The 24,248-nt window shown below is 73.7% G+C and carries 20 protein-coding genes; 5 read left to right on the forward strand and 15 right to left on the reverse strand.

The window, feature by feature from the left end; all coding sequences use genetic code 11:
* Window positions 1-5 precede the first annotated feature (5 nt).
* The 9 genes from ACLQ20_RS16980 to ACLQ20_RS17020 form a co-directional block, all read right to left on the reverse strand.
* Window positions 6-1,061 (reverse strand): substrate-binding domain-containing protein, encoded by a 1,056-nt coding sequence (locus tag ACLQ20_RS16980; protein ID WP_151456162.1) that lies wholly within the window; start codon window positions 1,059-1,061, stop codon window positions 6-8.
* A 121-nt stretch (window positions 1,062-1,182) separates the two neighbouring features.
* A complete protein-coding gene (locus tag ACLQ20_RS16985; protein WP_425856377.1) occupies window positions 1,183-2,307 on the reverse strand; it encodes an ABC transporter permease in 1,125 nt (374 codons plus the stop codon).
* Entirely contained in the window at window positions 2,304-3,863 is a 1,560-nt protein-coding gene (locus ACLQ20_RS16990; RefSeq protein WP_425856380.1) for a sugar ABC transporter ATP-binding protein, read from the reverse strand. Before ACLQ20_RS16990 ends, ACLQ20_RS16985 begins: the two co-directional genes overlap by 4 nt.
* On the reverse strand, window positions 3,860-5,038 hold the full coding sequence (locus ACLQ20_RS16995; protein ID WP_151456164.1) for an ROK family protein: 1,179 nt from the start codon (window positions 5,036-5,038) through the stop codon (window positions 3,860-3,862). The genes ACLQ20_RS16990 and ACLQ20_RS16995 overlap by 4 nt, the downstream gene beginning before the upstream one ends.
* A 247-nt stretch (window positions 5,039-5,285) precedes the next feature.
* A complete protein-coding gene (locus tag ACLQ20_RS17000) occupies window positions 5,286-6,398 on the reverse strand; it encodes a YihY/virulence factor BrkB family protein (RefSeq protein ID WP_151456165.1) in 1,113 nt (370 codons plus the stop codon).
* 64 nt (window positions 6,399-6,462) lie between these two features.
* On the reverse strand, window positions 6,463-7,263 hold the full coding sequence (locus ACLQ20_RS17005) for an ABC transporter permease (protein WP_327029299.1): 801 nt from the start codon (window positions 7,261-7,263) through the stop codon (window positions 6,463-6,465).
* Window positions 7,264-7,274: 11 nt separating this feature from the next.
* Window positions 7,275-8,075 carry an ABC transporter permease gene (locus ACLQ20_RS17010; RefSeq protein WP_358116738.1) on the reverse strand — a complete coding sequence of 267 codons (801 nt, stop codon included), beginning with the start codon at window positions 8,073-8,075 and terminating at the stop codon, window positions 7,275-7,277.
* An 87-nt stretch (window positions 8,076-8,162) separates the two neighbouring features.
* Window positions 8,163-8,705 (reverse strand): hypothetical protein, encoded by a 543-nt coding sequence (locus ACLQ20_RS17015; protein WP_425856384.1) that lies wholly within the window; start codon window positions 8,703-8,705, stop codon window positions 8,163-8,165.
* A gap of 145 nt (window positions 8,706-8,850) precedes the next feature.
* Entirely contained in the window at window positions 8,851-9,783 is a 933-nt protein-coding gene (locus ACLQ20_RS17020; protein WP_425856387.1) for an ABC transporter ATP-binding protein, read from the reverse strand.
* A gap of 428 nt (window positions 9,784-10,211) precedes the next feature.
* Here ACLQ20_RS17020 and ACLQ20_RS17025 point away from each other — a divergent pair, with 428 nt between their 5' ends.
* The 5 genes from ACLQ20_RS17025 (at window position 10,212) to ACLQ20_RS17045 (ending at window position 17,314) form a co-directional block, all read left to right on the forward strand.
* On the forward strand, window positions 10,212-12,428 hold the full coding sequence (locus tag ACLQ20_RS17025; RefSeq protein ID WP_425856389.1) for a TRAP transporter permease: 2,217 nt from the start codon (window positions 10,212-10,214) through the stop codon (window positions 12,426-12,428).
* A complete protein-coding gene (locus tag ACLQ20_RS17030) occupies window positions 12,425-13,444 on the forward strand; it encodes a TAXI family TRAP transporter solute-binding subunit (protein ID WP_151456933.1) in 1,020 nt (339 codons plus the stop codon). The genes ACLQ20_RS17025 and ACLQ20_RS17030 overlap by 4 nt, the downstream gene beginning before the upstream one ends.
* Before the next feature lie 68 nt (window positions 13,445-13,512).
* Window positions 13,513-15,960: a sensor histidine kinase gene (locus ACLQ20_RS17035; protein ID WP_358116206.1), complete on the forward strand. Its 2,448-nt coding sequence runs from the start codon at window positions 13,513-13,515 to the stop codon at window positions 15,958-15,960.
* Window positions 15,957-16,349 carry a roadblock/LC7 domain-containing protein gene (locus ACLQ20_RS17040; protein ID WP_088998933.1) on the forward strand — a complete coding sequence of 131 codons (393 nt, stop codon included), beginning with the start codon at window positions 15,957-15,959 and terminating at the stop codon, window positions 16,347-16,349. Before ACLQ20_RS17035 ends, ACLQ20_RS17040 begins: the two co-directional genes overlap by 4 nt.
* Complete coding sequence (locus ACLQ20_RS17045) at window positions 16,346-17,314, forward strand: TAXI family TRAP transporter solute-binding subunit (protein ID WP_327029302.1); 969 nt, start codon at window positions 16,346-16,348, stop codon at window positions 17,312-17,314. The genes ACLQ20_RS17040 and ACLQ20_RS17045 overlap by 4 nt, the downstream gene beginning before the upstream one ends.
* A gap of 10 nt (window positions 17,315-17,324) precedes the next feature.
* Here ACLQ20_RS17045 and ACLQ20_RS17050 read toward each other — a convergent pair whose 3' ends face one another.
* The 6 genes from ACLQ20_RS17050 to ACLQ20_RS17075 all read right to left on the reverse strand — a co-directional run bounded on the left by ACLQ20_RS17050 (window position 17,325) and on the right by ACLQ20_RS17075 (window position 24,100).
* Window positions 17,325-17,861, reverse strand: a complete 537-nt coding sequence (locus ACLQ20_RS17050) for a hypothetical protein (RefSeq protein WP_327029303.1) — start codon at window positions 17,859-17,861, stop codon at window positions 17,325-17,327.
* Window positions 17,862-19,754 (reverse strand): DNA primase, encoded by a 1,893-nt coding sequence (dnaG, locus tag ACLQ20_RS17055; protein ID WP_327029304.1) that lies wholly within the window; start codon window positions 19,752-19,754, stop codon window positions 17,862-17,864.
* Between the two features lie 137 nt (window positions 19,755-19,891).
* On the reverse strand, window positions 19,892-21,526 hold the full coding sequence (locus tag ACLQ20_RS17060; protein ID WP_358116196.1) for a BCCT family transporter: 1,635 nt from the start codon (window positions 21,524-21,526) through the stop codon (window positions 19,892-19,894).
* A gap of 77 nt (window positions 21,527-21,603) precedes the next feature.
* Window positions 21,604-22,440, reverse strand: coding sequence for a siderophore-interacting protein (locus ACLQ20_RS17065; protein WP_327029306.1), 837 nt, complete (start codon window positions 22,438-22,440; stop codon window positions 21,604-21,606).
* Window positions 22,441-22,455: 15 nt separating this feature from the next.
* Window positions 22,456-23,757, reverse strand: a complete 1,302-nt coding sequence (locus ACLQ20_RS17070; RefSeq protein ID WP_425856396.1) for a deoxyguanosinetriphosphate triphosphohydrolase — start codon at window positions 23,755-23,757, stop codon at window positions 22,456-22,458.
* On the reverse strand, window positions 23,747-24,100 hold the full coding sequence (locus ACLQ20_RS17075; protein WP_327029308.1) for a VOC family protein: 354 nt from the start codon (window positions 24,098-24,100) through the stop codon (window positions 23,747-23,749). Before ACLQ20_RS17075 ends, ACLQ20_RS17070 begins: the two co-directional genes overlap by 11 nt.
* Between the last annotated feature and the right edge of the window lie 148 nt (window positions 24,101-24,248).

A 24,248-nucleotide genomic window follows, 5' to 3' on the forward strand; every position in this document is an offset into this window, starting at 1 on the left:
GTGTATCAGAACCCGAGCTTGAGGTAGCTGCCCGCGTTCTCCTTGGTGATCGTCTCGGAGGCGAGGATGATCTCCTTGGGCACCTGGAGTTCCACCAGGTCGGACATGCCCTTGCCCTGGCCGATCAGCCGGGCCAGGGAGATGGCCGAGGAGGCCATCGAGGGGCTGTAGGTCACCGTCGCCTTCAGCACCGTGTTGTCCGCCTGGATGTCCTCCATCGCCTTCTTCGAGCCGGCGCCCCCGACCATGAAGAACTCCTTGCGGCCGCTCTGGTTGACCGCGGCCAGCACGCCGATGCCCTGGTCGTCGTCGTGGTTCCAGAGCGCGTCGATCTTCGGCAGGGCCTGGAGCAGCTGCGCCGCCTCCTGCTGCCCCGAGTCGGCCGTGAACCGGGCCGCCCGGCGGTTGGCGACCTTGAAGCCGCTCGCCGTCAGGGTGTCGACGAAGCCCTTCGACCGCTCCTGGGTCAGCTCCAGCTCGTCCATGCCGGCGATCTCGCCGATCACCGGGTTGCTGACGCCCTTGGCCTTGAACTGCTCGATCATGTAGGTGGCGGCGGCCACGCCCATGCCGTAGTTGTCGCCCTTGATCTGGAGCCGGTAGGCCCGCGCGTCGGGGAACGCCCGGTCCAGGTTGACCACCGGGACGCCGGCCTTCATCGCCTCCAGCCCGAACGCGTTGAGCTCCTTGCCGTCGTGCGGCAGCAGCACGATCACGTCCGGCTTCTGCGAGATCAGCGTGGACAGCGCCGCCCGCTGGGCCGCCGCGTCCGCGCCGGCCTCGACCGACTTGAACTCCACGTCGGAGTACGCCCCGGCCTGCGCCTTGGCGTTGTTGGTGATGGCGGCGATCCAGCCGTGGTCGGCGGCCGGCGCGGAGAAGCCGATGACGACCCGCTTGCCGGGCTCGTTGTTGCCGCCCGGCGCGGCCGCCGCCTTGGTCTGCGCCTCGGTCGGCTTGGTCTCGTTGCTGGTGCAGCCGGCGAGCAGCACGCCGGCGCCGACGGCGGCCCCGCCGAAGAGCAGCCGGCGGCGCGACATGTCGCGACTGTGCTGGGTCATGACGACCTCCTGGGTTGACGGTGGTGGAGGAAATCTCGCGGTGCGGGACGGAAGAGCGCGTGCGGTGCCCGGCCACCCTCGCTCAGGTGGCCCGGATGCCGCGCGGTCGGTGCGGTGCGGGTCAGGTGGTGGTGAGCCGGTTGCGGCTCAGGAACTGGGTGAGGCTGCGGAACTGGACCTGCTGGACCAGGACGGCTGCGACGATGATGCCGCCCTTGACCATGTTCTGGGCCTCCGTGGAGAGGCCGTTGATGGCGAAGAGGTTGGTGATGGTGGCGAAGATGACCACGCCGAGCAGGGAGCCGATGATGGTGCCCCGCCCGCCGCTGAGCAGCGTGCCGCCGATGATCGCGGCGGCGATCGCGTCCAGCTCGTAGAGGTTCGCCATCGCCGCCTGTGCCGAGTTGGCCTGGGCGGTGAGCATGATGGCGGCGATCCCGCAGCAGAGCCCGGAGAGCGCGTAGAGCAGCACGGTGTGCCGCCGGACGTTGATGCCGGCGAGCCGGGCGGCCTCCGGGTTGCCGCCGACGGCGACCGTACGCCGGCCGAAGGTGGTGCGGTTGAGCAGCACCCAGCCGGCGGCCACCACGGCGGCGAGGATGTAGACCAGCAGCGGGATGCCCAGCAGGCTGTTGCTGGCGAGGCCGTTGATGAAGCCGTTGTCCGACACCTGGGTCTGCTTGTCGGAGATCTCGGCGGCCAGGCCCCGGGCCGCCACCAGCATGGCGAGGGTCGCGATGAACGGCACCAGCCGGCCGTACGAGATGAGCAGCCCGTTGACCAGGCCGACCGCCAGCCCGACGGTGAGCGCGCTGAAGATCATGCCGCCGGCGCCGTAGCTCTGGGTGGCCACCGTGGTGCACCAGACGCCGGCCAGCGCGACGATCGCACCGACGGAGAGGTCGATGCCGCCGCCGATGATCACGAAGGTCATGCCGACGGTGACCACGCCGACCACGGCCGCCAGCTTGAGGATGCTCAGGACGTTGTCCCACACCCAGTCGGGGTTGGAGTAGAGGTCGGAGCGGGTGAGGGCGCCGATCACGACGAGCACGGCCAGCACCCCGATCAGGCCGAGGTTGCGGCGGGCGCCCTCGCCGCCGTCCCCCCGCCACCAGGAGATCCGGCCCGGTGCCGCCACCTTGTCGACGGCCGCCCCGGTCTGCGCCGGGTCCACCGGCGGCGACTGCGCCGGCAGCTGCGCCGCCCGCTGGGGCGCCACGGTGGGAGTAGGACCCTCGGTCATGCCGGTGCGCCTTCCATCAGGGACCCCGCCATGACGAGGTCGAGCACGGTGTTCTCGTCGAGTTCGCGGGCCGGGGCCTCGTGGACGACCCGCCCCTCCCGCATCACCAGCACCCGGTCTGCCAGGCCGAGCACCTCGGGGACCTCGCTGGAGACCAGCAGCACCCCGACGCCGCGCGCGGCCAGCCCCCGGATCACCTGGTAGAGCTCCGCCCGGGCGCCGACGTCGACGCCCCGGGTCGGCTCGTCGAGCAGCAGCAGCCGGGTGTCGCCGAGCAGCCAGCGGCCGACCACCACCTTCTGCTGGTTGCCGCCGGAGAGGGTGCGCACCGGCCGGCGTACGTCGCGGGGGCGCAGCTCCAGGCTCTCGGCGATCCGGTCCGCCTCGTCCCGCTCCCGGCCGACGTCGGTGAACCCGGCGCGGGCGTAGCGGGCGAAGGTCGCCAGGGTCACGTTGCGGTAGATCGGCTCGCCCAGCAGCAGCGCCTGGCTCTTGCGCTCCTCGGGGGCCATCCCCATCCCGGCCCGCACCGCCGCGCCGACGCTGCCGGGGCGCAGCGCCCGGCCGGCCATCCGCACCGAGCCGGCATCGGCACGGCGCGCGCCGTAGATGGTCTCCAGCAGCTCGGAACGACCCGAGCCGACCAGCCCGGCGATGCCGACGATCTCGCCGGCCCGGACGCCGAGCGAGACGTCGGCGAACTCGCCGGCCCGGGTCAGCCCCTCGACCGTGAGCAGCTCCGCGCCCCCCGCCGCGCCGGCCGGGCGGTCCGGGAAGACGTACTCGATGGTGCGGCCGGTCATGCGGCTGACCAGGTCGCGGGTCGGGGTGTCGCGGGCCGACAGGTTCGCCGCGGTGGTCCGGCCGTCCTTGAGTACGGTGACCCGGTCGCCGATCTCGCGGATCTCCTCCAGCCGGTGCGAGATGTAGATGACGGCGATGCCCTGTGCGGTCAGCTCCCGGATGATCCGGAACAGGTTGCCCACCTCGTCGTGGGCCAGCACGGCGCTCGGCTCGTCCATGATGATCAGCCGTGCCTCGTGGGAGAGCGCGCGGGCCATGCTGACGATCTGCTTGCCGGCGGCGGGCAACGCGCGCACCATCCGCCCGGGCGGGATCTCGGCGTGGCCGAGCCGGCCGAGGATCTGCCGGGTGTGCCGGGCCATGGCGCCCCGCCGGACGAAGCCGAGCCGGCGCGGCTCGTGGCCGAGGAAGGCGTTCTCCGCGACCGAGAGGTCCTCGACCAGGTCGAGTTCCTGGTAGATGGTGGCGATGCCGGCGCGCATGGCGGCCTGCGGGTTGGCGAAGGTGGTCGGCTCGCCCCGCCACTCGACGAGCCCCGAGTCGGGCCGGTGCACCCCGGCCAGCACCTTGATCAGGGTGGACTTGCCGGCGCCGTTCTGCCCGAGCAGGCAGTGCACCTCGCCGGCGCGCACCTCCAGCTGCACCCCGTCCAGGGCCCGTACGCCCGGGAAGGTCTTGACCACGTCGGTGAGGCGCAGCACCACCTCGCCCGCGACGGCGTCGGCGGGCGACTCGACCAGTTGCTCACTCATGATGCCTCCGCGAAGGCCACGTCGCTGGCCAGCACGGCGGCACCGGCGACGCCGGCGCGCGGGCCCAGCTCGGACAGGACGACGGGCAGGTTGCCGGTGGCCAGCGGCAGCGACCGGCGGTAGACGACGCTGCGGATCTCGGCGAGGAGGATGTGCCCGAGCTGGGCGAGCCCGCCGCCGATCACGATCATCGACGGATTGGTGAAGCTGACCAGCCCGGCCAGGACCCCACCCACCCGCCGACCCCCGTCGCGGATCAGCTGGATGCACGTCACGTCCCCCTCGACGGCGCCCCCGGCGACGTCCAGCGCGGTCACCGCGCCGCGTGCGGCGAGCCGTTCGGCCAGCGCCGGCGACACCCCGCTGCGCGCGGCGGCGGTCGCGTCCTTGGCCAGCGCGGCCCCGCTGAACAGGGCCTCCAGGCAGCCGATGTTGCCGCAGGAACACATCGGGCCCTGCGCGTCGACCTGGATGTGGCCGATGTCCCCGGCGCAGCCGTCGGTGCCCCGGTAGACCTCGCCGCTGAGGTAGATCCCGCACCCTATTCCGGTGCCGATCTTCACGAAGAGGAAGTCGTCCACGGAGTGGGCGACCCCGCCGTGCCGCTCCCCGATGGCCATGATGTTGACGTCGTTGTCGACCACCGCCGGGCAGCCGTGCTCGCGGGTGAGCAGCTCGCGCACCGGGAACCGGTCCCACCCGGGCATGATCGGCGGGGAGACCGGCACGCCGTCGCGGAAGCTGACCGGGCCGGGCACCCCGATGCCGACGGCGTCGAGCCGCTCGTAGGCGCCGTCCACCCGGGCCTTGTGCAGCAGCTCGTTGACCCGCTGGAGGATCACCTTCGGGCCGGTGCGGATGTCGGCCGCCTCGGCGTACGCGGCGACCGGCTCCAGCCGGCCGTTGACCACCTCGACGTCGATGGAGCTGGCGCCGAGGTCGACGGCGGCGAAGCGCAGGCGCGGGCTCAGCTCGACCAGGGTGGAACGGCGACCGCCCCGGGAGGCCGCCAGCCCCGCCTCGGCGACGTAGCCGAGGGCGACGAGCCGTTCCAGCTCCGCCAGCAGCCGGGGACGGGGCATCTGCAACCGGTCGCCCAGCTCGGCCCGGGACACCGCGCCCTCGTCACGGAGCAGCCGCAGCAGCCGTACGTGCAGGGGGTCGACCGTCCGCACCGGACTCACCTCTTCGCGGGCTCGTTCACATCGACGCGATGCCGAGGTGTCGTGCCGACACAGTAGGAGTGTTCCGTGTCACGTGTCCAGAGCTTCGGCCGATTTGACGCGAACTTTTGTCCGATCAAACAAAAGCATCGGAAGGATCAGGAAAAGCGCGGAGCCCCGGAGCTGGCGGGAGCACGCCGCCGCCCCGCCACCGGGGACGGTGGCGGGGCGGCGGCGGGTGCGGACGGGCGACGCGCGGTCAGCTGCGGTTGGCGGCGTTGCGCTTCTTCTTGAGCTTGCGGTCGTCGCGCAGCTCGACGTACGGCTCCTCGTCCGGGGAGTGGCCCGCCTCGATGGCGCGGCTGCGCTCCAGCTCGGCGTCGAACTCCGCGCCGAGGAGGATCGCGATGTTGCTCAGCCACAGCCAGATCAGGAAGACGATCACACCGGCGAGCGCCCCGTACGTCTTGTTGTACGAGCCGAAGTTGCTGACGTAGAGCGCGAACAGGCCCGAGATCACCAACCAGATGACCACCGCCAGCACGCCTCCGGGGCTGACCCAGCGGAAGCCGCCGTGCCGCGCGTTCGGCGACGCCCAGTAGAGGATCGCGAACATCAGGCTCACCAGGAGCAGCAGCACCGGCCACTTGGCGATGTTCCACACGGTCACCGCCGTGGAGCCCAGCCCGATCGCCTCCCCGACCTGCTCGGCGAGGCCGCCGGTGAAGACCACGATCACCGCGCTGGCCAGCAGCATCACGCCGATCACCGCGGTCACCCCGACGCGGATCGGCAGCGTCTTCCAGATCGGCCGCCCCTCCGGCACGTCGTAGATGGTGTTGGAGGCGCGCATGAACGCGGCGACGTAACCCGACGCCGACCAGAACGCGGCGAGCAGACCGAGGATCGCGGCGAAGCCGGCGAAGCCGCCGCTCTGCTGCGCCTGGTCGATCGCCCCCTCGACGATCTGCCGGATGCTGTCCTGCGGGACGACGTCGTTGACCGTCTCCTTGACGCCCTCCGTGGCCCGTGGGCCGAGCAGGCCGAGGATCGAGACCAGCACCAGCAGGCCGGGGAAGATGGAGAGCACCCCGTAGTACGTCAGCGCCGCCGCCCAGTCGGTCAGGCTGTCGTCCTGGAACTCCCGCACCGTGCGGCGCAGCGCGGCCTTCCAACCGGCGCCCGGCAGCCCGGTCGGGCTGTCGGGACCCTCGTCGGGCCCGACCGGGCCGCGACCCGGGCGGTGCCGCTCGGCACGAACGGGGTCGGATCCCCGGTCCGCGCGGCCCGTCCGGCGGTCGCCCACCCGGCCGGCCGCCCCGGAATCGTCGCGGTCGCGTCCGCTGCGGGTGGAGGACTCGTCGGAGGCCATCGCCCCTCCTCGTGGTCGGTGTCAGTCCCCCTCGACATGCCCAGGCAGCGGCCACCGTTAACCACTAGCCGTAGAGCAACCTGCCCATCCGGCGCGAGGCGACCAGCAGCCCCAGGACCATTGCCGCGACCAGGTAGAGCACGTCGAGCACCCACTCCCAGCCGGCCGCGCCCACCGAGACGCCGCGGATGAGGTGCACCGCGCGGTAGAGCGGCGTCACCTCCACCGCCCAGCGCAGCGCGGCCGGGTAGGCCTCGGCGGGGACGAACGTGCCGGAGAAGAGGAAGAGGGTGAACTGGGCCGCCGACATCAGGTCGAAGTCGTGCCAGCTGCGCATGAAGGTGGTGATCGCCATGCCCAGCGCGCCGAAGGCGAAGCCGACCAGCACGGCCGCCGGGAAGGCGACCAGCGCCCGCGCCGCGGTGGTCAACTCCATCACCACCATCACCACCAGGAAGGCGGCCGAGTAAGCGCTGCCGCGCAGCATCGCCCAGAGCAGCTCCCCCAGCGCGATCTCGAACGGCTGCACCGGGGTGGCGATCACCCCGTCGTACAGCTTCATCTGCTTCATCTTGCCGAAGAAGTTGAAGGTCGTCTCCGACAGCGCGCCGGACATGGCCGACGACGCGAGCATGGCCGGCGCGACGAACGCCGCGTAGGTGACGACCTCGCCGCCGGGCAGCGTGAGGTCGCCGACCAGCGCGCCGACCCCGACGCCGATGGAGAGCAGGTAGAGCAGCGGCTCCACGAACCCGGAGACGAGCAGCAGCCAGTAGACGGCCTTCAGGGCCGCGACGTTGCGCTCGGCCACGGAGACCGACCGGCGGGACGCGGCGGCCAGCCGGGGCAGGACGAGAGCGACCACTGCGACTCCTCCTAGACGACCAGCCTGCGACGGAACGCGCGCCGGGCCAGCAGCCAGCCGCCGACCGCCCAGGCCGCGAGGTAGAGCAGGTGACCGGCGACCGACCACTGCGGAGCGACGCCGAGCGCCGCCGCCCGGCACAGGTCGACGCCGTGCCAGAGCGGGGTCGCGTACGCCAGCCAGCGCAGCGCCAGGGGCAGCGACTCGACGGGGAAGAACACGCCGGCGAAGAGCGTCATCGGGATCACCGCGAAGCGGAGCAGCATCGCGAGCCAACTGTCGACGGAGACCACCGACGCGTACGCGAAGGTCGGCGCGGCGACCGCCAGCCCGAGCAGCGCCGTCGCCGGCAGCGCGGCGAGCGCCCACGGAGAGCTCAGCGCCCCGAACAGGGCCGTCACCAGCAGGAACGCCGCGACGGTGGTGACCACCCGGAACACCACGAAGGCCAGGTGCCCGCCGAGGATGTCGCCCACCCGCAGCGGCGCCGCGCTCTGCGCGAAATAGGTCCTGACCCACTGGAAGTTACCGAACACGGGCCACGTCGACTCGCTGACGGCCGTCTGCAACGCGGTCGACGCGATCAGGCCGGGCACGATCCAGTCGAGGTAGCTCACCCCGTCGATGCCCTGGTCGATGTAGGAGCCGACGCCGACGCCGAAGCCGAGGACGGTCAGCACCGGCAACAGGAACGACGAGAAGATCCCCGCCCGCCAGGTGCGCCGGTAGCCGACGAGGTGGTGCGCCAGCACCGCGAGCGCCGGCACCCGCGGCAACCTCGGGCGCGCGCGTTCCCGCGCCGACTGCGCCACGCTCACGCGACCACCCCCGTCTCGCTCCGCGTCCACCACGGCCTTCCTACCTCGCGGGTACGACAGGCCGGCGACTCCGTCGCCCCGTCAGCGCTTACGGGCCGCGCGCAGCAGCGCCTGCACCGCGTAGGCGAGCAGCAGCAGCCCGGTGCCGGTGCCGACGACGAGCCCCGCCGGCACCGCCGAGACGAGCGCGGTGACCAGCCCGGCCACGGCGACGGCGCACACCGCCACCCCGAGCGGCCACAGCAGCGGGTCGCGCAGCACCGGGACGAGGGGGAAGAAGTGCAGCCCCACGACGGCGCCGACCAGCACCGGGATGAACTCCGACCAGCCGACGAGGGCGAGCACGACGGCGCCGAGCCCGGCGGCGGCGAACTCGGCCAGGACGATCAGGAGGTAGCGGCGGTCGGCGGCAGGGTCGTGGGTGACGCCCCCTGCTCCCCGGCTGCGGGCCACGACGACGGCGCCGATCACCGCCGTGACCAGGGCCGCGCCGCTCGCGACCACCAGCAGGGCGCGCAGCGGCTGCTCGGCGGCCGGCACGCTGAACCAGATCGTCGCGAAGACGCCCAGGTAGAGCGCGGCGAGCCCGGCCTGGCGGCGGGACTGGAACTCCAACTCCGACATGACACCCCCGTGTGCGTCGCCGGGCGGTCGACGTGGCGCCGGCCCGCCGATGCTACGTAACGGCCGGCCCGCCGCACCCACCCGGTCGCGCCGGACGACCGGCACCGGATCGCAAACCACCGACGACGAGCGACCGGACGCCCTGTCAGTCGACCAGGGTGCGGCCGGTGAGGTGGAGGAAGACGTCCTCCAGGCTGCTGCGCCGGACCAGCACGTTGGCCGGGTGCAGCCCCCGCTCGCCGACCTCGGCGACGGCCGCGTCGCCGTCGGGCACGTAGAGCAGGATCCGGTCGGGCAGCACCTCGACCCGCTCCCCCAGCCCGTCGAGCTTGCCAGCGAACGCCTCCTGGGACTCGGCGGCGAACCGCAGCTCGACGACCTCCCGGGTGGAGTGCCGGTCGATCAGCGCCCGGGGCGAGCCCTCGGCGACGATCCGCCCGCCGTCCATGACGACCAGGCGGTCGCAGAGCTGCTCCGCCTCGTCCATGTAGTGCGTGGTGAGGACCAACGTGACGCCCTGCTGCTTGAGCCGGAACAGCCGCTCCCACACCAGGTGCCGGGCCTGCGGGTCGAGGCCGGTCGTCGGCTCGTCGAGCAGGACGATCTCGGGCTCGTTGACCAGCGCGCGGGCGATGGTCAGCCGCCGCTTCATGCCGCCGGAGAGCGGCTCCACCCTGCTGTCGGCCCGCTCGGTGAGCTGGACGAAGTCGAGCAGCTCGGCGGCGCGCGCCCGGGCCACCCGGCGGGAGATGCCGAAGTAGCGCGCGTAGGTGGTCAGGTTCTCCTGGACGGTCAGCTCGGGATCCAGGTTGTCGAGCTGCGGGCAGACGCCGAGGCGGGCCCGGATCGCCGGCCCGTCGCGCACCGGATCCATGCCGAGGATGCGCAGCTCGCCGCCGCTGGGCGGGGAGGTGCAGCCGATCATCCGCATGGTGGAGGACTTGCCGGCGCCATTGGGCCCGAGGAAGCCGAACGCCTCGCCGGCCCGCACCGCGACGTCGATGCCGTCGACGGCGGTGAAGTCGCCGAACCGCTTCACCAGCGCCCGCGCCTGGATGAGTGGTGGAGCCGTGGTCATCGCCCGACCCTAACCTCCGGATCCGACACCTCCCACCGAGCGGTTCCGACACCCCACCGGGTCCGGGCGGGTCCGTCGCCGGGTGATAGGGGCCGGGGCGGTAGGGGTACAGGCGCCCTGGTCAGGGCCCATCCGGCAACGGAGAGCGACGAAAACTACCCTGCGTCATGGCCTGGTGCGGTGCCGACGGCACGGCGACGGCCACGCGAGGGCGGGACGGAAACGCGTTGCTACCGGACCAGAGTGGACGCATCGGATACGACCCGCTCCCGGCTTGCCGCATTCTTACCAATCAGGGCGCGCATCCTTCCGCATATCCGGACCCAATTACAGTCTCTCTGCGTAATCGCGAGTCCCAATTAATTACTGGCTGCAATCATGATCAGCAATGTTCCGCCCGGTATCTAATTCGCGTATCGTGCCCCCTCGTGCCACCAGTGCGTTCCTCCGGCGAACCCGCCCCGCAGCCGTCCACCGTGGGCCCCGAGTCCACCCCGGATGGCGGTCCGGTCCCGTTGCCGCCCGAGACCGACAATCGGTCCGATCCGGACGGTGCCGCGCCCGATCCACGGGAACTCGCCGCGCAGTTCGAGGACGAAAAGCCCGGACGGGAACTCTCCGGGCCGATCGGCGTGCTGGTCACCGGAACGACGTTGGCGATCGCGCTGCTCGCCCTCTGGCAGGTGTTCTACCCGCTGCCGCAGGGGAGCAAGTTCTACCTGGTCATCTTCCTGGCCGGCATCCTGCCGATGGTCTTCCTGGCGTACCCGGCGGATCTGCGCCTGCCCCGGCGGCTGCGCCGCACCGGCGCGACCGGGCCGGACGACGCGGTTCCGGCGGAGCGCCCCGGGCGCCGGCGCCCCACCCTGCCGGACTGGATCCTGGCCGGCGCGGCGCTGGTCAGCTGCCTCTACCCGGTGCTGCCCGTCGACCTGGGCGACGGCGGCGGCGGGTACGACGCCTTCCTCGACCGGCAGGGCCTGCTCGTCGGCATGGACGTGGCGATGGGCACCGTCCTGCTGCTCCTGCTGCTGGAGGCGTGCCGGCGCACCACCGGCTGGATCCTGCCGGCCGTCTGCGTGGTCTTCCTCGGCTACGGCTACTACGGCGGGCTGCTGCCCCAGTCCTGGCCGGTGGCCCACGCCGGCCTCGACTTCGGGCAGATCGTCGACGGCCTCTACAACTCCGACAGCGGCTTCTACGGCACCCCGCTCGACGTCGCGGCGACGTACATCGTGCTGTTCACCATCTACGGCGCGGTGCTGGACCTCTCCGGGGCCGGCCGGTTCTTCGTGGAGCTCTCCGCCGCCGCCTTCCGGCGCTCGCGCACGGCCGCCGGGCGCACCGCCGTCGCCTCCGGGTTCCTGCTCGGCACCGTCTCCGGCTCCGGCGCGGCGACGACCGTCAGCATCGGCGCGGTCACCTGGCCCGTGCTGCGCCGCGCCGGCTACCCGCCGGAGCGGGCGGGCGGCATGCTCGCCGCGGCCGGCGTCGGGGCGATCCTCTCCCCGCCCACCCTCGGCGCGGCAGCCTTCATCATCGCCGAGTACCTCGGCGTGTCGTACCTTCAGGTGCTCGGCTGGGCGACCGTCCCGACGGTGCTCTACTACCTCGGCATCCTCCTCGCGGTCGAGATCGACGCCCGCCGCTCGGGCGTGCGGCCGGTGGTCATCGACACGACCTCCGCCGGCCGGCTGCTGGCCCGGTTCGGCTACCACTTCCTCTCGCTCTTCGCGATCGTCGGGCTGCTGGCCGTCGGCTTCTCCGCGACGAAGGCCGTGGTGCTGGCCACCATCCTGGCCGCCGTGCTGTCCTTCCTCGACCGTCGGCACCGGCTCACCCCGCCCCGCCTGCTCGCCGCGCTCAGCGCCGGGGTGCGCGGGGTCCTCGCGGTGAGCGCGGTCTGCGCCGCCGCGGGCATCATCACCGCCACCACCACCAAGACCGGCCTCGGCCCCCAGGCGGCGGCGCTGCTGGTCAGCGGGGCCCAGGCCGTCAGCTCGGAGCCGGCCGTGGTGCTGGCGCTCACCGCGCTGCTCGCCGCCGTCGCCCTCACCCTCCTCGGGCTGGCCGTGCCGGTCACCGCGTCGTTCGTGATCGGCTGGGTGATCATCGGCCCGGCCCTGCTGGACCTGGGCGTCACCGCGCCCGCCGCGGCGATGTTCGTCTTCTACTTCGCGGTGCTGTCCGAGGCGTCCCCGCCGACCGCGCTCGCCGCGGTCGCCGCTGCCGCGGTGACCGGCGGCCGGCTGGTGCCGACCATGTGGCAGACCCTGCGGTACGCCCTGCCGGCCTACCTCATCCCGCTCGCCTTCGTGGTCACCCCGACCGGCCTCGGGCTGCTCGGCATCGGGGGCCCGCAGCGGATAGCCGTCGCCGCGACGGTCGCCGCCCTCAGCGTCGCCGTGCTCGCGGTCGCGGCGGGCGGCTGGCTGCCCGGCGTCGGCCCGGCCGGCGCGCCGGAGCGGATCGTCGGCGCGCTCGCCGGGCTCACGCTGCTCTGGCTCGAACCCGTGCCCGTCGCGATCGGCGCCGCCCTGGCTGCCGTCATGGTGGCGGGCGTGCTCGTCAGACGCGGATCCGCCGGCCGGAACGGCGGGCCGTCAGCAGTACCAACGGTGAACCATGGGGAGGAAAAACAGTGAGACGGATCAACATGCGGCTCGCCGCGGGGGTTGGCGCGCTGGCCCTCGTCGCCGCGGGCACCGCCGGCTGCGGAGGCCGTCAGGACGGCGCGACCAAGGACGACGCCGCCAGTGAGATCACCTGCAAGGTCACCGACAGCACCCGCGTCGGCATCGCCACCGGCAACGCCACCGGGGTCTACTACGTGGTCGGCAACGCCCTGGCCGGTCAGCTCTCCGGGGCGACCGAGGGCAAGCTGACCGGCACCGCCGCCGAGACCGGCGCCTCGGTGCAGAACATCGAACAGCTCGTCGGCGGGCAGTACGACGTCGCCTTCTCGCTGTTCGACACGGCGGTCAACGCGGTGCAGGGTAAGGGCAGCTTCACGGCCCCGCAGCCGGTCGAGGCGCTCGCCCGGATCTACGACAACTACACGCAGGTCGTCGTCCGGGCCGACTCGGGGATCAACTCGGTCGCCGACATGAAGGGCAAGAAGATCTCCACCGGCTCCCCGAAGTCCGGCACCGAGGTCATCGCCAACCGGCTGCTGGAGGCCGCCGGCCTCGACGCGGCCAAGGACGTCCAGGCGCAGCGGCTCGACCTGACCAAGAGCGTCGAGGGCGTCAAGGACGGCAGCGTCGACGGCCTGTTCTGGTCGGGCGGGGTGCCCACGGGCGGGCTGACCGACCTGTTCACCACCGCCGGGGACAAGGTGAAGTTCATCGACATCACCCCGCTGCTGCCCAAGATGACCGAGCTCAACCCGGCGTACCAGGCCGGGACCATCGGCGCGGACGTCTACAAGACCGCCGCGGACACCCCGACCATCGTGGTGCCGAACGTGCTGCTGGTCCGCAAGGACCTCAACGCGAACGTGGCCTGCGCGATCACCCGGACGGTGTTCGACAAGAAGGACGCCCTGGCCCAGGCGAACCCGGCCGCCAAGGGCATCAGCCTGGACAACGCCCGCAAGACCGACCCCGTACCGCTGCACCGCGGCGCGGACAAGGCGTTGCAGGACCTCGGCGCACGCTGATCCCCGGCGCCGGGTCCGGGCCTCGCGCCCGGGCCCGGCGCCCCCGACCCTGAGCCCGGAGGGCCCGAGTGTCGCTCCCCACCCCCGGCCGCGTACGCCGGCACCACCGGCCCGCCGACCACACCGACCGGCTGTGGTCGGTACGCACCCAGCTGCTCGCGCCCATCCTGGTGGCCACGGTCGGCCTGGTGGTGCTGGGGGCGGCCCAGACCGCCACCGCCCTGGACGCCTCCGACGACGCGGACCGCGCCCGGGTGCTGGCCGGCACCGCGACGGCCACCGTGCGCCTGGTGCACGAGCTGGAACGGGAACTCGGCGAGACGGCGGCCCTGCGCCAGCGGGGCGGCAGCAGCGGACGGCCCCTCGTCGACGCGCAGCGACGACGGGTCGACGCGTCCGTCGAGCGCTACCGCGGCGCCAGCCGGGACGCCCGCCGCGCCGCCCCCGACCTGCGCCAGGTGCTCGACGGCGCCGACGCGCAGCTCGGCCAGCTCGAACCGGCCCGCGGGTCCGCGCTGGGCGGCACCACCGCCGACCCGGCCTACCTCTCGCTTGTCGAGTCGCTGCTCGCCGTCGCCGACGCGCTGCCGGCCCAGCTGCGCGACCGCGAGCTGGCCAACGGGGCCCGGGAGGTGGCGGCCGTGGCCGCCCAGGAACACCTCGCCGCCGTGGAACGCGACCTGCTCCGCGCCGTCTTCGTGCGGGGCACGCTGGTGAACGGGGAACTGGTCCGCCTCGGCCAGTTGCGGGGCGCGCAGGAGCAGCGTCAGGCCGAGTTCTCCCGGATCGCCGGCCGGCCGGCGGCGGACGCGTACACCCGGCTGGTGGCCGGGACCGACGTCTCCACCGCCCGCCGGATGCGCGACAGCGCGCTCAACGTGGAGTCCGAGCCCGCCGGGCTGAGGACCGACGGCGACGCCTGGTACGTGGCCCAGAGCGGGGCCATCCGGCGGTACAACCTGCTCGGCCGGGAACTCTCCGAGGAGCTCGACCGCAAGGCCGCCGGGCTGGCCCGCGACGCCCAGCGGCGGGCCCTGGTCACCGGAGGCGCGACCACCGCCGTCGCGCTGGCGTCGTTGACCGCCGCCGTGCTGCTCGCCGTCCGCACCAGCCGTCGCCTGCGCCGGCTGCGGGTCGCGGCGCTCGCCATGGCGCACCGCGAGCTGCCGGAGCGGATCACCGCCATCGCGTCCGGTGACGGCGCGCCGACCGACGGCGCGGCCACCCGGCTGACCGCCGGCATCGGGCAGGGCCGGGACGAGATCGCGCAGGTCGCCCAGGCCTTCGACACGGTGAACCGGGCCGCCCTGCGTCTGGCCGGTGAACAGGCCGAGGTGCGGATGGACGTGACCCGGATGGCCGAGGCCCTGGCCCGGCGCATCCGTACCCTGATCACCCGCCAGCTGCGGCTGCTCGACGAGTTCGAACGCGAGGAGACCGACCCGGACGCGCTGGCCCGGCTCTTCGCGCTGGACCACCTCGCCGCCCGCATGCGGCGCAACGGCGAGAACCTCCTCGTCCTCGCCGGCGGGGAGCCCGGCCGTACGCACGACGGCGCCCACCTGCTCGCCGACGTGGTGCGGGCGGCCGCCTCGGAGATCGAGGACTACCCGCGGGTGGAGGTCGACGTGCCGACCGCCGCGGTGCACGGGGCCGCCGTGGGCAACCTGGTCCACCTCCTCGCCGAGCTGCTGGAGAACGCCACCGTCTACTCCCCGCCGAACTCCCCGGTGCACGTCGACGGCCGGCGCACGATCGACGGCCTCACGTTGCGCGTACACGACCAGGGCATCGGCATCAGCGACAGCCGCCTCGCCTCGATCAACGAGCGGCTGCTCGCCCCCGCGATGCTCTCCAGCGCCTCCGCCGGCAGCATGGGCCTGCACGTGGTGGCCCACCTGGCGGCCCGGCACGGGGTGCGGGTGCAGCTGCACAACAGCGGCGCGGGCACCGTCGCGCAGGTGGAGATCCCCGAGTCGGCGCTGACCCGCGTCGAGGACGTCGCCCCGCGCTCCGCCCCGGAGGGACGCGCTCCCGCGCAGGCCGCCCCGCAGGTGCGCGCACCTGCGGGGCCCGTCCGGACGGTGCCCGCGCAGGCGCCGCCGCCCGTGCGTACGCACGCGCCGGTCGTTCCCGCCCAGACCGCCTGGTTCCGGCCCCGGACCGGGGCCGGTGGTCCCGCCACCCTGCCGGACCTGACCAGCGTCCACCACGCGCCGACGATCACGCTCCCGGTGCTCGGCGCGCGCCCGACCGGGTCGGGTGGCGGCGCCGCGATGCCGCCGTCCCGTCCCGCGTCGGCCCCGCCCGCGCCGCCTCCGCTCACCGGGGCCGGGCTGCCGCGCCGCACCCGGGGCGGCCAACTGCCGGCCGCGCTGCACGAGGCCCCGACGGCGCGGCCGGCGGGCGACCTGCTCGACCCCGAGGTCGTGCGGTCCCGGCTGTCCTCGCTCGCCGAGGGAGTGGCCGCGGCGACCCGACGTACCCAGACGACACCCCCCAGGAGAATCCCATGACCCCATCCGAGAGCGCTGGCCTGGACTGGCTCCTGGCCAACTTCGCCGAACAGGTGCCGGACGTGTCACACGCCCTCGCGGTCTCCGGCGACGGGCTGCGCCTGGCGGCCTCGCCCCACCTCGCGCCCGACCAGGTGGACCAGCTCTCCGCCGTGATCAGCGGCCTGGCCAGCCTGACCGTCGGTGCCGCCCGGCTCATGTCGGCCGGCCGCGTACGCCAGCAGATCGTCGACATGGACGGCGGGGTGATGCTGGTGATGGCGGTCGGCGAGCGCGCGCTCGTCGGGGTGCTCGCCGCGCCCGGCTGCGACCTCGGCCAGATCGGCTACGAGACCGCCATGCTGGTCCAGCGGGTGGCGGAGGCCCTGGAGCCGGCGGTCCGGGCGTGATCGGACGGTCCTCCCGGTTGCTGGCGGCCCTGCTGGCGACCGTGCTCGCCACCGGTTGCGGCGCGGCCGAGGCCGGGCCGCAACCCTGGCACGGTGGCCGGATCTTCCTCGCCACCGGCAACACCACAGGCGTCTACTACCAGCTCGGCGGCGGCTACGCGGACGTGATCAGCCGGCACCTGCCCGGCTACGAGGCACGGGCCGAGCCGACCGGCGCGTCGGTGGAGAACGTCAACCGGCTGGCCAGCGGCGACATGGAGATCGCCTTCAGCCTCGCCGACACGGCGGCCGACGCCGTCGCGGGGCGCGGGGCCTTCGAGGGCCAGCCGCAGCCGGTGCGGGCGTTGGCCCGGGTCTACAGCAACTACACCCACGTCATCGTCCGCGCCGACGCGAAGGTCACCAAGCTGTCGGGCCTGCGCGGGAAGCGGGTCTCCACCGGCTCGCCGAGGTCCGGCACGGACATCATCGCCGGGCGTCTGCTGACCGCCGCCGGCCTCGACCCGGACCGGGACGTCGTCCGGGCCACGCTCTCCCTGCCGGAGACCGTGAAGCGGATGCGGGCCGGCACGCTCGACGCGATGTTCTTCTCCGGCGGCCTACCCACGCCGGGCATCGCCGACCTGCTGGCCAGCGCGCCCGGCAGATACGCGCTGCTGCCGATCGTCGACCTGATGGAGCCGCTCACCGCGCGCCACGGCTCGGTCTACACCACGGCGGAGCTGCCGAAGGAGGCCTACAAGACGAGGAGCGGCACGCCGACGGTCACGGTGGCGAACGTCATCCTGGTCAGCGCCGACATGCCCGACCAGCTGGCGTACGACCTGACCCGGCTGCTCTTCGCCTACCAGGCCGACCTGGTCAAGGTGCACCCCGAGGCCGGCAACTTCACCCAGCAGAGCGCCTCGGGCACCGACCCGATCCCGCTGCACCCCGGGGCCGCGCGGTTCTACCAGCGCGGGTGACCCGCGCCGGTCAGACGTCCGCCGGGGCGGTGGCGGCACGGGCCTCCGCCACGAGGCGGTCGGTCTCGGCGAGCACCTCGGGGTCGTCGGCCGGGGTGCCGGGGTCGAGACGGACCGTCCACGTGAGGCCGTCCACCCCCGGCACCCGGCGCGCCGCGACCCGGCCGGCGCCGCCGGGCACCGGGCGGTGCTGCGTGTACGCCACCGACCGGGTGACCCGCTCCCGCACCTGGTGCGGCAGCTCACCCGGGTCGAGCAGCAGGTGGCTCTCGGCCGGGCCGTCGGCCACCACCAGGTAACCGTCGCGCTCGGCGGACGACTCGGCCGGGGTCACCGTGAGCTGCCGGCCGGACCAGACCGCCTTGAGGATGTCGTGCCAGCCCAGCCTCTCCGCCCGGCCGGGCAGCCAGAGGCCGAGGTTGCTGGCCACGACGACCCCGTCGCCCTGGCCGTCGCCGACGGCGGCCCAGGCGAGCACCCGCTCCTCGGCGGCGAGCGGCGGCCGCTGGGCCGCGGGCAGCTTCGGCTTGCGGCGGAACAGTCCCATCTACAGCCCTCCCGCGGCCTGCTCGCGCAACGCCCGGGCGTGCTGTTCCAGCGACAGCAGCTCCCCGAAGGCGGCGAAGTACTCGTCCTTGTTGTTGACCGGGTTGATCCGCTGGATCCGGGACTTGAGATCCCTGATCCGGCTGGTCACCGAGCCAAACTGCAACCGGGCCATGGTGACCGAGACGTAGCGCGGGTCGGGCTCGCCGTCGATGCGCAGCGGCTCCACCGCCAGTTCGCCGACGAGCGCCCGGGCGGCCAGGTCCTCGCAGGCGTCGCGGACCGACTCGATCCAGACCGCGCCGCCGGTGGCCGTGGCGACCCCGCCGACCGCCGCGACGGCCGCCCGCACCGCCACGTGCACGGGGTGCCGGTACTCCGACGCCTCGACCGCGTCGAACATCGGCCCGGCCAGCACCGGCTCCTGGAGGGCGAGCTTCAGCGCCTCCCGCTCGACCATCGACTGCGGGTTGTCGACGATCGGCTCCGCCGGGGCGGGCCGGGGCGCGGGCGGGGCGTCCCGGCCGGGTGCGGCCGAGGCGGCGGCGAGCACGGCCCGCTGCACCGGCTCGATCTCCATGCCGAGGTCGCCGGCGAGTTTGCGCACGTACTCCGGGCGCTTCTCCCGGTCCTTGAGCTTGGCGACCAGCGGCGCGGCCCGGCGCATCGCCTCGACCCGGCCGTCGACGGTGTCGAGGTCGAAACGGTTGATCACGTGCCGCAGCGCGAAGTCGACAAGCGGCTCGCGGCGGGCGACCAGGTCGCGGACGGCCAGGTCGCCCTTGGCCAGGCGCAGGTCGCAGGGGTCCATGTTGTCGGGGCTGACCGCGATGAACGTACGCCCGACGAAGCGCTGGTCGTCCTCGAAGGCGCGCAGGGCCGCCTTCTGGCCGGCGGCGTCCCCGTCGAAGGTGAAGATGATCTCGCCGGCCACGTCGTCGGTGTCCATCAGCAGCCGGCGCAGCACCCCGATGTGGTCCCCGCCGAACGCCGTGCCGCAGGTCGCCACGGCCGTCGGGACCCCGGCCAGGTGGCAGGCCATCACGTCGGTGTAGCCCTCGACCACGACCACCTTGCCCTGTTTGGCGATCTCCCGCTTGGCCTGGTCGATCCCGTAGAGGACGTGCGACTTCTTGTAGATCGGCGTCTCGGGGGTGTTCAGGTACTTCGGGCCGTCGTCGTCGTCGAAGAGCTTGCGGGCGCCGAAGCCGATCACGTCGCCGGTCAGGTCGCGGATCGGCCACATCAGCCGGCGGCGGAACCGGTCGATCAGCGTGCCGGAACGCGACGGGCGGGACAGCCCGGCGGTGACCAGCTCGTCGTGGCTGAAGCCCTGCTGGCGCAGGTGCTTGGTGAGCAGGTCCCAGGCGTCGGGTGCGAAACCGCAGCCGTAGCGCTCGGCGGCGGCCCGGTCGAAGCCGCGCCGGGCCAGGAACTCCCGGGCCGGACGCGCGCCGGCGGTGGTGAGCTGGCCGCGGTAGAACTCCACGGCGGCGGCGTGCGCGGCGACGAGGCGCTGCCGCTGCCCCTGCTGGGGGCGCGGGCGCGGCGCGGCCGAGTCGTTCTCGACGTAGCGCAACTGGAGGCCGGCGCGGTCGGCGAGCCGCTCGACCGACTCGACGAAGCTGAGGTGCTCGGCGTCCATCAGGAACTTGATCGCGTCGCCGCCGGCGCCGCAGCCGAAGCAGTACCAGACGTTGCGGGCGGGCGAGACGTTGAACGACGGGCTCTTCTCGTCGTGGAACGGGCACAGCCCCTTGAGGTTGCCGCTGCCGGCCGACCTCAGGGTCACCGTCTCGGAGATGACGTCGGCGATCGAGCTGCGTTCCCGGACCAGCGCGATGTCCTCGTCCCGGATCCGCCCAGCCATGTCCGCCACCCCCTCGGCGTACATCCTGCCCTGCCGCACCGACGCCGCGCCGCCGGGGGACGCCGCGTGTGGCGACCACCGCCGTCACCTCGGCGCCCGCGCCCGCGACGGCCGCCCCCGCCCGGCCGGGTCACGGCCACCCGGCGCGGTGCCACGCCGGGTCAGCGCGGGCGCCGCAGGTAGCGCCGCACCGGCGGCGGGTCCTCCTCGTCGTACGACCGGGCGGCCCGGACGGCGGCGGCCAGGCCGGAGCGGCGGACCCGCGGCGGCGGGTTGACCGCCGGGTCCCGGGCCATGTCCCGGACCAGCGCGACGGCCAGGCCGAGCATCACCACGACGAAGGGCAGGGCGACGAGGATGGTCGCCTGTTGCAGCGCGTCCAGCCCGCCCACCAGCAGCAGTACGGCGGCGACCGCGCCGATCAGCACGCCCCAGACCACCACCAGCGCGCGGTGCGGGCGCAGCGCGCCCCGGGAGGTCAGCGAGCCGAGCACCAGCGACGCCGAGTCGGCGCTGGTGACGAAGTAGAGGGCGATCAGCACCATGGCCAGCACGCTGGTCAGCGTCGCCAGCGGCAGTGCCCCCAGCAGGCCGAAGAGGGCCTGCTCGGTGCCCGCCCCGACGTCGGCGACCAGGTCCCGGGCGCCGGTGGCCTGCGCCCGCAGCCCGCTCCCGCCCATCACCGCGAACCAGACCGCGCTGGCTCCGCTCGGCACCAGCAGCACCCCGACGACGAACTGCCGGACCGTACGGCCTCGGGAGATGCGGGCGATGAAGGTGCCCACGAAGGGCGCCCAGGAGATCCACCACGCCCAGTAGAAGATCGTCCAGGAGCCGAGCCACGACGGATCGGAGAAGGCGCCCGTGCGGGTCGACATGAAGACCAGGTTGCTGAGATAGTCGCCCACTGCGGCCGGCAGGACCTCCAGCGTGTAGATGGTCGGCCCGACCACGAAGACGAAGAGCATCAGCAGCACCGCCAGCAGCACGTTGGTGGTGGAGAGCCACTTGATGCCCCGGTGCAGCCCGGAGAAGGCGGAGATGACGAACGCCAGGGTGAGCGCGCCGATCACCACCAGTTCCACCGCGGTCGTGTCCGGAACACCCGCCACCAGGTCGAGACCGGCGGCGACCTGGAGCGCGCCGAGGCCGAGGCTCGTCGCCGAGCCGAACACGGTGGCGAAGACGGCCAGCAGGTCGATCGCCCGCCCGGCCGCGCCGTCGGCACGGTCCCCGAGCAGGGGGTGGAAGGCCGCCGAGATCCGGTTCTCCCGGCCCCTGCGGAAGGTCGAGTACGCCAGCGCGAGCGCGACGACGGCGTAGATCCCCCAGGGGTGCAGCGTCCAGTGGAAGAGGGTGTACTGCATCGCCGTGGCACCGGCCGCGCCGGTCTGCGGTGCGACGCCGGTGGCCGGCGGAGGCATGGCGTAGTGCTGGATGGGCTCGGCGACGGCGAAGAAGACCAGGCCGATCCCCATCCCGGCGCTGAACATCATGGCCACCCAGGCCAGCGTGCTGAACTCCGGTTCGTCGTCGTCGGCACCGAGCCGGATCCGGCCGAACCTCGTCGTCGCGATGATCACCGAGAGCACCAGGAAGGCGTCGGCGGCCACCACGAAGAACCAGCCGAAGGTGTCGATGACCCAGGCCAGGCCCGACTCGCCGAAGCCGGCCAGGGAGCCCCGGGCCAGCACGCCCCACGTCACCACGGCCAGTACGCCGCCGACGCTGAGCGCCAACACCGTCCGGTCGATCCGGCCCACGGCCTGCGCCCGGTCCCGTACCTGCCCGCTCATGGCCACCCCCTGCCCATCCTGCTGGGCAGGGAGGCGGCACACGGCGATATCGGGCGAACCTGCCCGGCAGTGGTTGGTCAGGCGGGGACGGCGGCGGCCTCCTCGGCCTCCACCTGCCGCTTCCAGTCGGACTTGCTGGCCCGCCAACCCTCGTCGTCCATGCCCCGGCGCCAGTAGCCGGAGATGGAGAGCCGCTCGCGGGGAACGGCGTGCTCGACGCGGAGCAGGCGCCGCAGCTCCTTGACGAAGGTGGCCTCGCCGTGCACGAAGGCCTGCACGTCCCCGGGCGGGAACTCCAGGGCGCGGACGGCCGCGACCAGGGCCTCCCCGACCGGGCGGTCGCCCCGGTGCAGCCAGGTCAGGCGCACCGCGCCCGGGCTGGCCAGCGGCTGCTCCTCGGTCGGGTCGGCGACCTCGACGAAGACGGTGGCCGGGGCGCCGGCGGGCAGCCGCTCCAGGGCGGCGGCGATGGCCGGCAGCGCGCTCTCGTCGCCCACCAGCAGGTGCCAGTCGGCGTCGGGGCTGGGGGCGTACTCCCCGCCGGGGCCGACGAAGGGCACCGGGTCGCCGGGGCGCAGCGCGGCCGCCCACGGCCCGCCCAGCCCCACGTCACCGTGGTGCACGATGTCGACGGTCAGCTCGCCGGCCGACGCGTCCCAGGCCCGCACGGTGTACGCGCGCAGCCGGGGCCACTGCTCCCGGGGCAGGTCGCGGCGGAGCGCGTTGAGATCCGCCGGGATCGGGTACCGCGTCCCCGGCGCCGGGAAGACGATCTTGATGTAGTGGTCGGTGAACTCGCCCACCGGCAGGCCGGCCAGCTCCTCACCCCCGAGCACCAGCCGGACGACGTGGGGGGTGGGCCGCTCGGTGCGCAGTACCCGGGCGGTGGTGACCTTGATGGGGCGCTCCGTCATGCCGGTTAGGCTAGCCTAAGTTCGCGCGCCTGCCCATCCCTGATCCCCCGTCGGCGGGTGCCCGCGCCCACCGCGCACCACCCGCGCGTGCCAGGCGACAGCCGCCGGGTCGGTCAGCGAGGCCACCTGGTCGACCACCACCCGGAGCCGGGCCGCGTCGTCCGGCGCGGCCGACCAGAGCGGGGCGAAGACGGGATCCAGCCCGTCCGGCGCCCGGTCGGCCAGGGCGTGCACCAACTCGGCCAGCACCTCCCGCTGCCGCCGGTAGCGGCCCCCCGCGCCGGGGCGACGCATCACGTACCGCAGGGCGATGCCCTTGAGCAGCGCGCACTGCGCCCCGATCCGCCGGGGCACCACCAGGTCGGCGGCGTAGCGGCGGTGCGGACCCGGGCCGTACCGCTCCTGCGTGGCCGCCACCACCGTCGAGACGAAGCGGCCGGTCAGCACGCTGGTGGTGGCCTTCAGCGCCGCCTGCGCGCGGTGGCTGCCGTCGTAACCGGCCAGCGGGGCGAGCACCGGGTCGCCGAGCAGCTCCAGCAGCACGTCGCCGAGGTCGGCCGGGGACTCCCCGGAGTACGTGGCGGCGACGTCGGCGCAGAGCGCGGCCCGCTCGTCGGGGTCGCGCAGCAGCGTGCGCAGCGCCACGTACCCGCCGTGGATGCCGTCCTCGACGTCGTGCACCGAGTACGCGACGTCGTCGGCCCAGTCCATCACCTGCGCCTCCAGGCAGCGCCGGTCGTCACCCGGGCCGCCCGTACGCAGCCAGGCGAAGAGCGGGAGGTCGTCGTCGTACACCCCGAACTTGCGCTGCTCCTGGCGGCGGGGCCACGGGTACTTGCTGACCGCGTCGAGCGATGCCCGGGTCAGGTTGAGGCCGGCGGACCGCCCGTCCGGGGCCACCACCTTGGCCTCCAGGCGGGTCAGCACCCGCAGCGTCTGCGCGTTGCCCTCGAAGCCGCCGCACCCGGCCGCGAGGTCGTCCAGCGCGTCCTCGCCGTTGTGCCCGAACGGCGGGTGACCGAGATCGTGGGCGAGCCCCGCGGTGTCGACCACGTCCGGGTCGCAGCCCAGCCGGGCCCCCATCTCGCGGGCGATCTGCGCGACCTCCAGCGAGTGGGTCAGCCGGGTACGCAGGAAGTCGTCGGTGCCGGCCGTGTGCACCTGGGTCTTCGCGGCCAGCCGCCGGAACGCCGCCGAGTGCAGCACCCGGGCGCGGTCCCGCTCGTACGCCGACCGCCCGTGACCGGTGTCCTTCGGCGGCTCGGCGACCCAGCGGGCGACGTCCGGATCGTCCGGCCCGGGAGGCTCAGTCCTCACGCTGCCGCAGCACGCAGAACTCGTTGCCCTCCGGATCGGCCAGCACGGTCCACCCGCCGTCGCCCTGCCCCACGTCGACGTGCCGGGCCCCCATGTCGACCAGCCGCTCGACCTCGGCCTCCTGGTCGTCGGGACGCAGGTCGATGTGCAGCCGGTTCTTGGTCGTCTTGTCGTCGGTCACCGGCACGAAGACGATGCCCGGCAGCCGGTCGGCGGACCGGCGGATCTCCACCTCGTCCGGCTGCTCGGTGACCACCTGGTAGCCCAGCGCCTCGGCCCACCAGCGGGCGAGCCGGGCGGGGTCCCGGGCGTCGACGGTCAGGCTCTCCCAGGCGCTGCTCATGTCGATCAGGTTACGCCCGCGCGCCGCGAACGGCGCGCCGCCGGCGCGCGCCCGACGGCTACGCAACCTCCGAACAGTCGAGAGTTGTCGACCGATCGCCGTCGGTTACGGGATCGCGGTCCGGCATGGCCGCCGGTAGCGTTCCCAG

This window comes from Micromonospora sp. DT46, assembly GCF_049841735.1.
Classification (GTDB): Bacteria; Actinomycetota; Actinomycetes; order Mycobacteriales; family Micromonosporaceae; genus Micromonospora; species Micromonospora reichwaldensis.

Excerpts from the sequence above, each read along its gene's own strand:
- ACLQ20_RS17065 (WP_327029306.1), bottom strand. The coding sequence starts at position 22,440 with ATGACGGAGCGCCCCATCAAGGTCACCACCGCCCGGGTACTGCGCACC.
- ACLQ20_RS17060 (WP_358116196.1), bottom strand. The coding sequence starts at position 21,526 with ATGAGCGGGCAGGTACGGGACCGGGCGCAGGCCGTGGGCCGGATCGAC.
- ACLQ20_RS17015 (WP_425856384.1), bottom strand. The coding sequence starts at position 8,705 with ATGTCGGAGTTGGAGTTCCAGTCCCGCCGCCAGGCCGGGCTCGCCGCG.
- ACLQ20_RS17050 (WP_327029303.1), bottom strand. The coding sequence starts at position 17,861 with ATGGGACTGTTCCGCCGCAAGCCGAAGCTGCCCGCGGCCCAGCGGCCG.
- ACLQ20_RS17000 (WP_151456165.1), bottom strand. The coding sequence starts at position 6,398 with ATGGCCTCCGACGAGTCCTCCACCCGCAGCGGACGCGACCGCGACGAT.
- ACLQ20_RS16980 (WP_151456162.1), bottom strand. The coding sequence starts at position 1,061 with ATGACCCAGCACAGTCGCGACATGTCGCGCCGCCGGCTGCTCTTCGGC.
- ACLQ20_RS16985 (WP_425856377.1), bottom strand. The coding sequence starts at position 2,307 with ATGACCGAGGGTCCTACTCCCACCGTGGCGCCCCAGCGGGCGGCGCAG.
- ACLQ20_RS16990 (WP_425856380.1), bottom strand. The coding sequence starts at position 3,863 with ATGAGTGAGCAACTGGTCGAGTCGCCCGCCGACGCCGTCGCGGGCGAG.
- ACLQ20_RS17040 (WP_088998933.1), top strand. The coding sequence starts at position 15,957 with ATGACCCCATCCGAGAGCGCTGGCCTGGACTGGCTCCTGGCCAACTTC.
- dnaG (WP_327029304.1), bottom strand. The coding sequence starts at position 19,754 with ATGTACGCCGAGGGGGTGGCGGACATGGCTGGGCGGATCCGGGACGAG.
- ACLQ20_RS17075 (WP_327029308.1), bottom strand. The coding sequence starts at position 24,100 with ATGAGCAGCGCCTGGGAGAGCCTGACCGTCGACGCCCGGGACCCCGCC.
- ACLQ20_RS17020 (WP_425856387.1), bottom strand. The coding sequence starts at position 9,783 with ATGACCACGGCTCCACCACTCATCCAGGCGCGGGCGCTGGTGAAGCGG.